At 46.2% G+C, this 12,904-nt stretch carries 11 protein-coding genes; 7 read left to right on the forward strand and 4 right to left on the reverse strand.

Features of this window, described 5'->3' with window-relative positions:
* Positions 1 to 1,216, forward strand: a 1,216-nt coding sequence (locus NI465_RS15710; protein ID WP_253145927.1) for an electron transfer flavoprotein-ubiquinone oxidoreductase, incomplete at its 5' end; no start/stop codon positions are given.
* A 203-nt stretch (positions 1,217 to 1,419) separates the two neighbouring features.
* Here NI465_RS15710 and tusA read toward each other — a convergent pair.
* Positions 1,420 to 1,680, reverse strand: a complete 261-nt coding sequence (tusA, locus tag NI465_RS15715) for a sulfurtransferase TusA (RefSeq protein WP_004729361.1) — start codon at positions 1,678 to 1,680, stop codon at positions 1,420 to 1,422.
* Positions 1,681 to 1,881: 201 nt separating this feature from the next.
* Here tusA and NI465_RS15720 point away from each other — a divergent pair, with 201 nt between their 5' ends.
* Both NI465_RS15720 and lnt read left to right on the forward strand, forming a co-directional pair.
* Positions 1,882 to 2,721, forward strand: a complete 840-nt coding sequence (locus NI465_RS15720; protein WP_005261638.1) for a CorC family transporter — start codon at positions 1,882 to 1,884, stop codon at positions 2,719 to 2,721.
* On the forward strand, positions 2,718 to 4,277 hold the full coding sequence (lnt, locus tag NI465_RS15725) for an apolipoprotein N-acyltransferase (protein ID WP_253145928.1): 1,560 nt from the start codon (positions 2,718 to 2,720) through the stop codon (positions 4,275 to 4,277). Before NI465_RS15720 ends, lnt begins: the two co-directional genes overlap by 4 nt.
* A gap of 154 nt (positions 4,278 to 4,431) precedes the next feature.
* Here the strand turns inward: lnt and NI465_RS15730 are convergent, their stop codons facing one another.
* The 3 genes from NI465_RS15730 to gspF form a co-directional block, all read right to left on the reverse strand.
* The gene (locus tag NI465_RS15730) at positions 4,432 to 4,767 is read right to left on the reverse strand and encodes a hypothetical protein (RefSeq protein ID WP_253145930.1); all 336 of its coding nucleotides are present in this window, start codon (positions 4,765 to 4,767) and stop codon (positions 4,432 to 4,434) included.
* A gap of 284 nt (positions 4,768 to 5,051) precedes the next feature.
* Positions 5,052 to 5,486 carry a type II secretion system major pseudopilin GspG gene (gene gspG / locus NI465_RS15735; protein ID WP_004278567.1) on the reverse strand — a complete coding sequence of 145 codons (435 nt, stop codon included), beginning with the start codon at positions 5,484 to 5,486 and terminating at the stop codon, positions 5,052 to 5,054.
* Between the two features lie 79 nt (positions 5,487 to 5,565).
* Positions 5,566 to 6,771, reverse strand: coding sequence for a type II secretion system inner membrane protein GspF (gspF, locus tag NI465_RS15740; protein ID WP_044111782.1), 1,206 nt, complete (start codon positions 6,769 to 6,771; stop codon positions 5,566 to 5,568).
* A gap of 150 nt (positions 6,772 to 6,921) precedes the next feature.
* Here gspF and NI465_RS15745 point away from each other — a divergent pair, with 150 nt between their 5' ends.
* The 4 genes from NI465_RS15745 (at position 6,922) to NI465_RS15760 (ending at position 12,782) form a co-directional block, all read left to right on the forward strand.
* Positions 6,922 to 9,144 (forward strand): primosomal protein N', encoded by a 2,223-nt coding sequence (locus NI465_RS15745; protein WP_253145932.1) that lies wholly within the window; start codon positions 6,922 to 6,924, stop codon positions 9,142 to 9,144.
* A gap of 75 nt (positions 9,145 to 9,219) precedes the next feature.
* A complete protein-coding gene (locus NI465_RS15750; protein WP_253145933.1) occupies positions 9,220 to 11,073 on the forward strand; it encodes a cation:proton antiporter domain-containing protein in 1,854 nt (617 codons plus the stop codon).
* A 50-nt stretch (positions 11,074 to 11,123) separates the two neighbouring features.
* Entirely contained in the window at positions 11,124 to 11,999 is an 876-nt protein-coding gene (gene hslO, locus NI465_RS15755) for an Hsp33 family molecular chaperone HslO (RefSeq protein WP_004278571.1), read from the forward strand.
* A gap of 321 nt (positions 12,000 to 12,320) precedes the next feature.
* Complete coding sequence (locus tag NI465_RS15760; RefSeq protein ID WP_005102907.1) at positions 12,321 to 12,782, forward strand: DUF2147 domain-containing protein; 462 nt, start codon at positions 12,321 to 12,323, stop codon at positions 12,780 to 12,782.
* Positions 12,783 to 12,904: the final 122 nt, after the last annotated feature.

The following is a 12,904-nucleotide window of genomic DNA, read 5'->3' on the forward strand; positions in this document are numbered from 1 at the left end:
TGGTAAAGATGGCGAGCCGACGCATAACTTTACCCCGGGTTATGAACTGCATGCCAAATACACAATTTTCGCTGAAGGCTGTCGTGGTCACTTAGGTAAACGTCTGATCCAGAAGTTCAACCTGGACAAGGACACTGATCCGCAACACTACGGTATCGGCATTAAAGAGCTTTGGGAAATCGATCCTGCCAAGCATAAACCGGGTCTGGTGATGCATGGTGCCGGCTGGCCATTGAATGAAACCGGTTCTTCAGGTGGCTGGTGGCTTTACCACGCCGAGAACAACCAGGTGACTCTGGGTATGATCGTGGATCTGTCCTACACCAACCCGCACATGTATCCGTTCATGGAAATGCAGCGCTGGAAAACCCATCCGCTGATCAAGCAATATCTGGAAGGCGGTAAGCGTATTTCTTATGGTGCGCGTGCTGTGACCAAAGGTGGTTTTAACTCATTACCAAAATTCACCTTCCCGGGTGGTTCTTTGATTGGTGATGATGCCGGCTTCCTGAACTTTGCCAAGATCAAGGGCTCACATACTGCGATGAAATCCGGCATGCTCTGCGGTGAAGCGGTATTTGAGGCGATTGCGGCCGGTGTAGAAAAAGGCGGTGATCTGGCAGTGGCACGTGTTGTAGAGGGTGAAGATTTCTTTGTGAAAGAACTCACCGCATATACCGACAAGTTTAACAACAGCTGGCTAAAAGAAGAACTCTATAACTCGCGTAACTTTGGTCCGGCAATGCACAAGTTCGGTCAATGGATCGGGGGTGCCTTTAACTTCATCGACCAGAACGTATTTAAAGTGCCTTTTACCTTGCATGATCTGGTTCAAGACCATGCTGCGCTAAAAACCCAGGCAGCTGAAAACTTCAAGCCAAACTATCCAAAACCGGATGGCAAGCTAACCTTTGACCGTCTGTCTTCAGTGTTTGTATCGAATACCGTGCATGAAGAGAACCAGCCAGCACATTTGAAACTCACCGATGCTTCAATTCCGGTTGAAGTGAACCTGCCGAAATGGGACGAGCCTGCACAGCGCTACTGCCCGGCGGGTGTCTATGAAATTATGGAAAATAATGACGGTTCCAAGCGTTTCCAGATCAATGCAGCCAACTGTGTACACTGCAAGACCTGTGACATCAAGGATCCGTCCCAGAACATCACCTGGGTGACACCGGAAGGTGGTGGTGGTCCGAATTACCCGAATATGTAATTTGGATAATTCTTACGCGAGCTTATACCCGAATATGTAATCTGATCATCAGATAAAAAATAAACCCGCTTTTAAGCGGGTTTATTTATGGATAAAGATTAATAATTTCAGTTCCTGTCCATTCATCTATTTAATTAAGCAGATTTTTGAAATTTTATTTTCTAAATAAGACAAATGTTTGAGCTCATCTGTCATTTATCTCTTTAGCCGCCTTTTTTCACTAAATAATGAAATTCTTTATTGCCATTTTCATCCAGTCGTTCTTCCTGTAACAGCAACTCATGCCCCAGATGCATACAGAATTTTGGAATATCCCACGACGTTGAATTATCCGTGGCAAATACCTCAACCACATCACCTGCCTTGGATTTACGGATCGCCTGATGCAACATCATCACTGGCTCAGGACAACGTAAACCTCGGGTATTCAATTGCAGACTTGGAATAATTTCAGTTGGGGACATCGATAGACTCAGGATGGAAAGACCGCCATATTTTAGCATAAAGCTGCGATTACATTGCTGCTTTGCATACGTGGCCAGTTTCAAAATCAGGCCTGACTCGTACGATCAAGACTCTGCATCATATTTACAATAGACAAGCGTATTTTCTGCGGTATGATAAAACCACGTTTTTTTAGATATTAAGAGTCTTCAGGAAAAATCATGCACGAGGAATCAGGCCCGTCGTGGGGTATGCGCGGCTTACGCAAATGGCTGGGAACTGCACCCGAAACTCGCGACGAACTGCTAAAATTAGTACAAGATTCACGTCGATTTTTAGAACCCGATACTGTTGCCATGCTTGAGGGCGTTCTTGACCTCCCGGCAACCAAAATTCGTGAAGTCATGACGCCTCGCACGTCTATGATCAGCTTACAGGAAGATGACCAACTGCTGGATATCCTGCATGTGCTGGTCGAATCTGCGCATTCACGTTTTCCGGTATTTTCATCCGATCAGACCGACAATGTAGTCGGCATTCTATTGGCCAAGGATCTATTGCCTTTTCTGACTGAGCCGACGGCCAAGGTCGATATTCGCGCGCTTATGCGTCAGCCTTTGTTTGTTCCGGAAAGTGCCCGCTCCGATCAGGTGCTGCGCATGCTGAAAAATACCCAGACGCATATTGCCGTAGTGATTGATGAATACGGTACGACTTCGGGTCTGGTAACACTGGAAGATATTCTGGAAGAAATTGTCGGTGAAATTGAAGATGAACATGACAATGCTGATGAAGAAGCATACTACATCGTTCCGGACAATGATCCGGCTACGGCCAATACCTGGGTGGTACAAGCGCTGACCCCGATTGAGTATTTCAATAATATGCTGGATGCGACTTTCCCTGATGATGAAGTGGAAACCATGGGTGGCTTGTTATTACAGGAAATTGGTCTGGTGAGTGACCTTGAAGGTCAAACCATTGAACTGGAAAACTGGCAATTTACCATTCTTGAGGCAGATTCACGCTCTATTCATCTAATTCGAGCCGTGCGCCAATGAGAGCGTATTTCGATAAGCTGTTGAGTTCGTCTCAACAGCAAAAACCTTTGCCGCTGATCTATCCTGTTTTAATTGCCTTATTCGCAGGTGCCATTTTTAGTTTGGCACTGGCTCCCTATCATTACTGGTGGCTGGCGATTCTGTCTCCGGCATTACTCTATGCCTGCCTGCGCGGACGTAGCGCAAAACAGGCTTTTGGCATTGGCTGGGCTTATGGGATTGGCTTGTGGTTTGTCGGTGCATTCTGGCTGTATACCTCGATTCATGTCTATGGAGATACCAGCGCATTTCTCAGTGTTGTAATGATCCTGATTATGGCGCTGGTGATGGGCCTGTTTAGTGCCGTTCAAACGTTTGTCTATCGCCGCTTTTTCCCGGAAACGCCTTTAACCTTTGCCCCGCTCTGGGTGCTATTTGAATGGTCCAAGACCTGGGTCTTTACCGGATTCCCATGGCTATTCGCCGGCTATGCCTTTACCGAACGCTACCTGGATGCTTATGCGCCCTTATTCGGGGTGTTTGGGGTATCTTTCGTGCTGATCATTCTGGCCTGTGCACTGGTTGAAATTCTGAATAGACGCCTGTTCTGGGCTATTCCTTCGGCAGTTTTATTACTCGGTGCCTGGGGCGCAGCACAGCTGACGTTTGTTGAGCAAAAAAATCAAAAGCCTTTAACGGTTTCCCTGATTCAGGGCAATATTCCGCAAGACTTGAAATGGCTAACTGAATATCAGGTGAAGACCTTATTGATTTATGCCAATTTGAGTAAAACCGAATGGGGCCGTGATCTGATCGTCTGGCCGGAATCTTCGATTCCCATGTTCCAGACTGATATTGAAGCCTTTCTGGAGGCCATGAAAGTACAAGCTGAAAAATCAGGCACTGCATGGGTGACCGGCATTCCATATTGGGATTTAGCCGAATCGCAGACTGCGGGCTATCCAAAATATTACAATAGTATTATGGCCAGTGGCGATGAATCCGATGGCCTATACAAAAAGCAACGACTGGTTCCCTTTGGTGAATATATTCCCTTATCAGGCTGGTTGAGCTGGGTATTGCCAGGTCTGCAGAATGATCCATCCATGAGCGGTTTTACCCGGGGTGCAGACCATCAGCAACCATTGAATGTGAAAAATCATCCATTGGGTTCTGCAATTTGCTATGAAGTGGCTTATCCGAATTTGACCCGCCGGAATGCTAGCCAAAGTGATTTTCTGGTGACCGTCTCTAATGATGCCTGGTTTACCGGCACGGCAGGACCATTACAACATCTGCAAATGGTGCAAATGCGTGCTAAAGAAAATGGCCGCTGGTTTATTCGAGCGACCAATACTGGTGTGACTGCGTTTATTGATCACAATGGTCATATTGTGAAAAAAGCCCCGATGGATCAGGAAGCAGTATTACGTGGCGAACTTCCAGCCATGCAGGGTGAAACGCTATATATGAAACTCAGCGACTGGCCGGTCCTGATCTTCTCGGTTCTACTCTTGCTAGTGGGCTGGCGCTTCCGTCCACGTAAAGTGGATGTCAGCTTTAAATCTAGACGGTAATTTTTTCAAGTCCCCCTTTTACAAAGGGAGACTTAGGGGATTCCTGAATATAGCATCTTATCAATCCCTCCTAAGCTCCCTTTACGAAAGGGAGGAACATTCAAGGCAATAAAAAACCGAGGTCATAGCCTCGGTTTTTTCATCTCTTTCAAGCTTAAAATTGTATAGCCAAATAACACAACATGCTGGCAAGAGACAGCATCGGCACATGACGATACAGGCTAACCAGTGTCTGCTCAAATGCTGAACCTTGTTCGGCCTGAATGCGGATTACACTCGCGTTTAATGCTGACCAGAAACACAAGGCCAATAAACTGCTCATCAAGCTGATAGCAAAGAAACCCACCATAATCTGGCTGCTGCCTTCGGTGCTCTGCCATAAATGGACGATTCCCTGACTGATCGGCAGCATGCTTAAAACCAGAAGAACAGATTTCAGCATCGACCAATGAAATTGATTGATTTCATCTCCCAAGATAAATGCTTTCATGTGCTTCTCCGTTGGCGAGTCAAGTGCCATTCAGATCATTATGAGCTTTTTTAAATAAATAGAAAGTGTATGTTTATTCATATTTTACGAGAATTGTAATAGATAAATATGGGAATAATTCTTATTATAACTCGCATATCAATTTTATTATTTCATTATTATAAATATCATTAACTTACATTATATTTAATAATTAAGAGTTATTATCACTTCACTTCGTATTGAAATAGCCTATTAAGTGAAGTGATATATGCCATCTATCGAGAATTTATAATGATTCTCAATTAAGGCTGATAATAAATATCGGCATCTGTTCCTTCACCACCCGATTGACCATCTGCACCAAATGAATACAGATCGAAGCTTCGACCATCGGTGCCCGGAATCACATATTGCAGTTCATTATCCCAGCTGTCTTTTGGAAAACCGCCTTTGACATAACCGCCCGGCACCCAGTTTTTTGCAGTCGCTGGCTGATTCACCAGTGCATCCAGACCACCTTCCTGCATACTTGGATACTTGCCATTGTCCAGCTTGTATTGATCCAGTGAACCTGCAATGCTTTGTAACTTGATCACGGTGGTATCGACTTTGGCCTTTTCACCACGTCCCATCACGTTCGGAACGATCAGCGCAGCAAGCACACCGAGAATTACAATCACCACCATGACTTCGATTAAGGTAAAGCCCGTCTGTTTATTTAATTGATTCCTTTTCATTCAATCTCTCTCATTTATTTGCATCATTCAGAATTTCCACTTGAATCTTGATCACAACAAAATTCTAACTGGTTTCTGTTTAAATCATATTATTCATGTTCACAATTGGCAGCATCACTGCTATCACAATGACCAGAACAATACTGGCCATCAACACCAGCATTAAAGGTTCCAGCAAGGCCAGTAAAGTTGAAATCAGGGTGGTCACTTCGCGATCCTGCATTTGTGAAGCACGTTCCAACATGCGGTCCAGTTCACCAGACGCTTCACCACTTTTGATCATTTGTACCATCATCGGCGGGAAATAACCACTGCGTTCCAGTTGGGTTGCCAGGTTGCCACCTTCAGTGACTTTTTCCGCTGCCAGATTGACAGAATCCCGGATCACCCAGTTGTTACTGACTGCGGCACCAATCCGCAGTGCATCGACCAGCGGCACGCCAGACTGGGTCAAAATGGATAAGGTACTGGCAAAACGTGCCGCATTAATCCCGCGTGACAATTTGCCGAATAAAGGTAATTTTAAGGTTAGACGGTCAAAGGCATAATGCCCGGCTGTGGTTCTTAAAAACCGGACCAACAGGAAAATTCCCAAGGCCCCACCGATCAATAAAAATGGCCAGGCAATGCGGATGAAATCACTGGCTTTCATCAAGGCCACGGTAATCCAGGGCAAGGCATCTTTACTTTGATCAAAAGTCTTGACGATATCTGGGACCACATAGGTCATCAGCCCCATCACAATCGCAAAGGACATCAGCATCAGGATAATCGGATAGACCATTGCACCCTGAATTTTTTTCTGCATGGCAAACCGGTTTTCGGTATAGTCAGCCAACTGATCCAGAATCAGGTCCAGATGTCCGGAACGTTCACCGGCGGCAATTGTGGCAATATACAGTTCAGGAAAACGTCCGGATTGTTGCAAGCCCTGCGCCAGACTATGCCCTTCCAGCACTTTGGAGCGCACTGACATCAGCAGGTTTTGTACATGTACTTTTTCACTTTGCTTGCCGACGGCACGAATCGCTTCTTCCAGTGGAATCGCAGCAGCGACCAGCACGGATAATTGCCGGGTCATCAGAGCCAGATCATAGGCGGTGATGCTTTTTTCAAACCATTTTCGACGATGATGTTGATCTTTTTTTTCGACAGGATCAACAGAGACCGGAATAAGTGCTTTATCCCGTAATTGTTGCCGGATCTGACGTGCAGAATCCCCCTCCAGCACGCCTTTTTGCTGCTTTCCTGAAGCATCAAGCGCAATAAACTGATATGCAGGCATTGTAATGCTCTAATTTTCCAAAATTTTGCTTAACGCTGTTGCGTCAGACCACCGAAATCATTCATATTCTTTGATATAAATTATCTGCTTACTCTAACATAATCGAACTTTAAGCACGACGAAATTTCTTCAGGATCTCCACCCCAAGATATGCAAAATTCTCACACCGATTCCAGTCTACTTTATCGCGTACGCGTTGCTGTACCTGTACATGTATTTGATTGTTTTGATTACACAATGAGTGCAGAACAATTTGAACAGGCGCAGATTGGCGCACGTGTACTGGTATCGTTTGGTCGGCAGAATCTGGTTGGAGTGATTATCAAAAAACTGCCTGCAGACACTCCTCTCGACCCACGCTTTAAGCTTAAGGCAGTAACCGAACTGCTCGATGAACGCGCCATTATAGATGCCAAAGTTTTAAGTTTGTTGACATGGTCAGCGCAGTATTACCAGTTTCCGATCGGTGAAGTCGTCCACAGTGCCCTGCCGACTCTGTTGCGTCAGGGTAAGCCTTATAACCTGCTGGCCCGTACCTGGAAATTACTGGACCCTGATGCCGAGGCCAAAGTACGCCGTTCGGACAAGCAGCAGGAAGCTTACCGGATTTTAAAACTGCATCCGGTCGGGACCACTGAAAATGTGCTGAACATGGCCGGGATTGAAACCGCGACCTTAAAAGCGCTGGAGAAAAAAGAGATTTGCGCCTGTGTGCTGGAGCCACAAGATTTCAATCCGCAGCCGATGCAGCTGGCACAAATGCCGCTTACTGCCAATCCTGAACAAAAACATGCAGTCGAACAGGTATTAAAATATCGCAATCAATATCAAGCTTTTTTACTGGATGGTCTGACCGGCAGCGGTAAAACTGAAGTGTATTTGCAGATCATGGAACAGGTACTGAAACAGGGCAAACAGGTGCTGGTGCTGGTGCCGGAAATCGGCCTGACGCCGCAAACCATCAGCCGTTTTCAGTCCCGTTTTCATTGCCATATTGCGTTGCTGCATTCCGGGCTGAATGATTCCAAACGGCTACAAGCCTGGCAGTCGGCAGAAACCGGCAAAGCCTCAATCGTACTCGGTACACGTTCTGCCATTTATACCCCGATGCCGAATCTGGGCCTGATCATTCTGGATGAAGAACATGACCTGTCCTTTAAACAGCAGGAAGGCTTCCGCTATCATGCCCGCGATGTCGCCCTGTACCGCGGCCATTTACAGCAATGTCCGGTAATCTTAGGGTCAGCCACACCAAGCATTGACAGTTATGCGCTGGTGCAACATGGCAAGATGCAGGCACTGGAGCTGAACCAGCGTGCCGGCACGGCCTTGATGCCCAAAATCCATATTCTGGATTTAAAAGTTGCGCAAAAAAAGCATGGGATTAGCCTGCAATTGATTCAGGACATCAAAAAGCGCCTGGAGAAAAAAGAACAGGTACTGATTTTTTTAAACCGCCGTGGCTATGCCCCCGTCCTGCTTTGTGGCAGCTGTGGCTGGCAGGCGCAATGTCCGCACTGTGATGCCAACTTCACTGTACACCGTCAGCCTTATCAGCATCTGCATTGCCATCACTGCGGTACTATTCACCGTATGCCGGAACACTGCCCGCAATGTCAGCATCAGGAACTGGTTACACTGGGTATGGGCACCGGCAAAGTCGAAGAACATTTAAATGAGCTATTTCCGGATTTTGAGGTGATTCGGGTCGATCGCGATTCCACCAGTCGGGTCGGCAGCTGGCAAAAAATATATGACAAGATTCAGAAAAGCGAACCGGCGATTCTACTCGGCACCCAGATGCTGGCCAAGGGGCATCATTTTCCCTATGTCACTCTGGTAGCGATTCTAGATATCGACTCCGGTCTGCTCAGTGTGGATTTCCGTGCTACTGAACGGACTGCACAGCTGATCGTGCAGGTTGCAGGCCGGGCCGGACGCGGTGAACATAAGGGGGATGTCTATCTGCAAACGCTCAGACCTGATCATGCCCTGCTGAATACCCTGGTCAATGAAAATTATCGCGTATTTGCCCAGCAAACCTTAAAAGAACGGCAGATGGCCAGAATGCCGCCCTACCGTTATGCCATCCTGATTCGCTGTGAATCCAAGGATCAGGCACAAAATACCGAATTCTTACAGAAACATGCAGCACTCCTCAGGCAATATCCTGATCTGGCGCTGGACATCTGGGGACCGATTCCTGCACCTATGGAACGTAAGGCCGGACGCTATCAGTCGCATATGGTGCTATTGTCAGCGGATCGTCCACGTTTGCATTACTATGTGCGTAGCTGGTGGCAAAACATGCTGCAGGACAAACCTTCTAGCATGAAGCTCACGCTGGACATCGACCCTCAGGAACTGAGCTAAAAGATATTGCGCCTGAGGATCGATCTGGAATACGAAACTGCAAGTCTGGATCAAGAATAAATTTAGGGCAGGAAAATGTCGATACTGTTACAAATAACACTGGTTCTGGTCATTGCACTGTTGATAGTGCCACTGAGTAAAAGGCTCAGATTGCCAAGTGTGCTGGGCTATCTGTTAACAGGGATCATCTTAAGTCCAAGCCTTTTGCACCTAATTCAGACACCCGAAGTCATGAGTAGTTTCATGCAAGTCAGCCTGATGGCACTGATGTTCTGGATCGGCCTGCAACTCAGACCACAACGCATTGTGCAGATTAATCCCTCCCTGTGGATGATGGCTGCTTTACAGGTACTAATCAGCACCCTGATTTTCACACTCATGGCCTGGGTTTTCCTTCAGCAAAGCCTACTCGCCAGCATTGTAATTGGACTCGCCGGCAGTTTGTCCGCCCTGACTTTGGTGATTCAGCATCTCAATCATCAGGAACAGTTCGCCACCAGCTATGGTCAGCAAGCCTATTCGATTCTGCTGATTCATGCTCTGTTGGCCATTCTGGTGATTGCAGCTATTCCCCTATTTGCCGGGATTCGCTCGACCGAACATGGCGTGGCCTACTTTGCTGCCCTCATCGCGACGTTAAGCGGTCTGTTCCTGTGTAATCGTTACTTGATGCAGCCGTTGTATCGCTGGATTGCTAAAAGTGGCAGTCACGAATTGCATGCGGTTGTGGCGATTGCAGTGACCTTGGCACTGTTGGTGTTAATGAATACCCTCGGACTGAATCTATTTCTCGGTGCCTTATTTGCCGGAATTTTACTGGCAGATTCAGATTTCCGGCCTGCAGTAGAAAGTACGATTCGACCTTTTCAGGGCTTGTTGATGGGCCTGGCCTTTATCAGTCTGGGCATGTCACTGCACTTAGCTGATCTGCTCAATTTCCCCTGGATCATTCTCGGCGGCACCCTCACTTTAATCTTGGTCAAGTTTGCAATCAGTCTGGCATTGGCGCGTTATCATCAAAATAGCTGGCGCAATAGTACCTTGCTAGCAGCCAGTCTGGCACAAGGTGGCGAATTTGCCTTACTCGCACTGGTGATTGCGGTATCCGACCAGATTATTACGGCCGATCTACTCTCTCCCTTGCTGTGGATGGTGAGTTTTTCCTTGCTGCTGACGCCAGCATTTTATTGGTTATTGCACAGTCAGATCCTACCGCATCTGGATCGTCACAATCATCTGGCAGCGACCTTCGAAACTGATCTCAATCCTCAAACCAGTACACCGATTCTGCTGATTGGCTTTGGCCGCTTCGGGCAAATTATCGCCCGGATTTTACTGCAGCAGCAACATGCCTTTAGTGTCATGGACAGCAATGTGCCAGCCACTGAACTTCTGGCGCAGTACGATATCCCTTTCTATCAGGCGGATGCAACAGAACCCGAAGCCTTGATACAGACCGGTATTGCCACAGCACAACAGGTGATTGTGGCGATTGACGATATTGAAGACTCAATGCTGATCGTGCGGCATCTGCGGCTGAATTATCCTGAAACCTGTTTATGGGTCCGCGCCCGTGATCGACATCATGTGCATTTATTGCAGGATTTGGGCGTGAAACATATCTGGCGTGAAACTTATCTTTCCGCCTTGGAACTCAGTCAAGCCTTATTAACCCAGCTCAATCCTGACCCGGAAGAAAGCCTGCAACAGATTCAAAACTTCCGTGAACAGGATGAAAAGTTGCTCAATAGTCAATATCATCTGGATCCGGATGAACATCCAAATTATGAAAATCAGCGCAGCAGTTTGGCTGAACTGGAGCATCTGTTTACCCAGGATCAACGCCATAAAGTGCAAAAACAGGCTACACCGCAGCAACAGGATACAAACGGCGCAGGAATTGATACGTTAAGAGATGAACTGTCCTAACTTGTGTTTTACAATAATGACACCATTAAAGCAGGGTTATGGAGAATTTTATGTCTGATTTACGCCAACGCTTTTTTATTGAAGATAGCCCTGTTCGTGGTGAAGTGGTGCATCTTGAAGAAGCTTTACAAACCATTTTAGCGCAACGTGACTATGCGCCTGCAGTTAAAATCCTGCTAGGTGAAATGCTTAGTGCCACTGCACTGCTGGCCAGCACATTGAAGATTAAAGGGCGTATCAGCCTGCAAATTCAGGCATCGGGCACATTTAAATGGGCTATGGCTGAATGTAACCATTTGGGTGAAGTTCGCGCTCTGGCTGACTATGAAGAAGATCCGCACTTTCTGGTCGGTGAAGACAGTAGTACAGTGTTGAAATCACTCACCTCTCCGGTTCTATTCATCAATATCGAACCAGAATTTGGTGAGCGTTATCAGGGGATTGTACCCCTTGATAAAGAAAATCTGGCGGGCTGTCTGATGCAGTATTATGACCTGTCTGCACAGATTCCGACGCGTATTGTACTGGCAAGTGACCATCAGCGTGCAGGTGGTTTACTGATTCAGTTATTACCACGTAATAGTGAAGAAGAACAACGCCGGGTAGATGAAGACCTATGGCCACGTCTGACCATGCTCACAGAGACCCTGAAAACTGAAGAGTTAGTCGGTTTGCAAGCCACTGATATTCTGTACCGTTTATATAACGAAGAAGAAGTGCGTCTGCCAGATACGGAAGTGTTGAAGTTTGGTTGTACCTGCTCTAAAGAGCGTTGTGCAGTCGCTTTACAGCAAATCGGAATAGAGTCGATCCGTGAAACGCTGGAATTCCAGAATCCGATCGAGATGGACTGTCAGTTCTGTAATAGCCAATATACTTTTACTGCTGAAGAAGCCTTGGGCCTATTTGGTAAACACCTGAGCTAAGCAGTTCGAATCCTTAAGTTTAAAAGCATTCCCAGGAATGCTTTTTTTATGTTTTAAAATCTAGGTGACTGAGCTCAACAAAGCGTATTCCCCTACAGTAGAAAACCTGTCTACCTCCTGAATCAAACTCTCCTGTAAATCCAATCTAAGAATCCCTTTTAAATTATAAAATTATTCACACTAACAAAACCTGAATATTCATCATTTTCAAAAAATTATGAGAAAGACCGCACAGCTCATACTCTTGATTTAATTATGCTTTTAAAATAAATTAGAGCAATAATTCTAAAATGAATACATCATCAATTTAACAGGTATGTTATGAGAAAATTATTGAATACTCTACTAATGGGGATAAGTTTGGCCGCAGTCTCTAGCCTGGCCTTTGCCTATGAAGATCCGTTATTGGGTAAATGGAAAACCATCGATGATCAATCGGGTTATTCTCGTGCGGATGTGGAAATTCGCAAGAAAGCAGATGGCAGTTATGAAGGAGTGATTGTCGAAACACGCAGCTTGCCTGGCGCAGAAAAAATGGGAATTTGTCATAAATGTCCAGGTCAGCTTAAGAACAAGCCTTTTCTAGGCCTGCCGTTTATCTGGGATTTTAAGGCAGATCCGAAAAAGCCACGTGAATACCATGATGGCAAAGTGCTTGATCCGATCAGTGGCAAAGTTTACAAAGGTAAAGCACGCTTAAGTGCTAATGGTAAACGTCTGACCTTGCGTGGTTATGTGGGGGTATCGGTAATTGGTCGCAGTGTTACTTGGGTAAAATATTAATTTCAGAAAGATTTTCAAAGCCCCTATATCAGGTAATGCCAGTCAGTTAAGAAATTGACTGGCATTTTCTTGGATATTTTTGTGCTTTAATTTTCACTACTCGCGGACATTGCCTTTGCCTT

The organism is Acinetobacter lwoffii, assembly GCF_024129855.1.
Classification (GTDB): domain Bacteria; phylum Pseudomonadota; class Gammaproteobacteria; order Pseudomonadales; family Moraxellaceae; genus Acinetobacter; species Acinetobacter lwoffii_L.

Coding starts and splice junctions, on each gene's coding strand:
- tusA (WP_004729361.1), bottom strand. CDS start 1,680: ATGTCCCCAACTGAAATTATTCCAAGTCTGCAATTGAATACCCGAGGT.
- NI465_RS15730 (WP_253145930.1), bottom strand. CDS start 4,767: ATGAAAGCATTTATCTTGGGAGATGAAATCAATCAATTTCATTGGTCG.
- hslO (WP_004278571.1), top strand. CDS start 11,124: ATGTCTGATTTACGCCAACGCTTTTTTATTGAAGATAGCCCTGTTCGT.
- NI465_RS15750 (WP_253145933.1), top strand. CDS start 9,220: ATGTCGATACTGTTACAAATAACACTGGTTCTGGTCATTGCACTGTTG.
- NI465_RS15720 (WP_005261638.1), top strand. CDS start 1,882: ATGCACGAGGAATCAGGCCCGTCGTGGGGTATGCGCGGCTTACGCAAA.
- NI465_RS15760 (WP_005102907.1), top strand. CDS start 12,321: ATGAGAAAATTATTGAATACTCTACTAATGGGGATAAGTTTGGCCGCA.
- gspF (WP_044111782.1), bottom strand. CDS start 6,771: ATGCCTGCATATCAGTTTATTGCGCTTGATGCTTCAGGAAAGCAGCAA.
- lnt (WP_253145928.1), top strand. CDS start 2,718: ATGAGAGCGTATTTCGATAAGCTGTTGAGTTCGTCTCAACAGCAAAAA.
- gspG (WP_004278567.1), bottom strand. CDS start 5,486: ATGAAAAGGAATCAATTAAATAAACAGACGGGCTTTACCTTAATCGAA.
- NI465_RS15745 (WP_253145932.1), top strand. CDS start 6,922: ATGCAAAATTCTCACACCGATTCCAGTCTACTTTATCGCGTACGCGTT.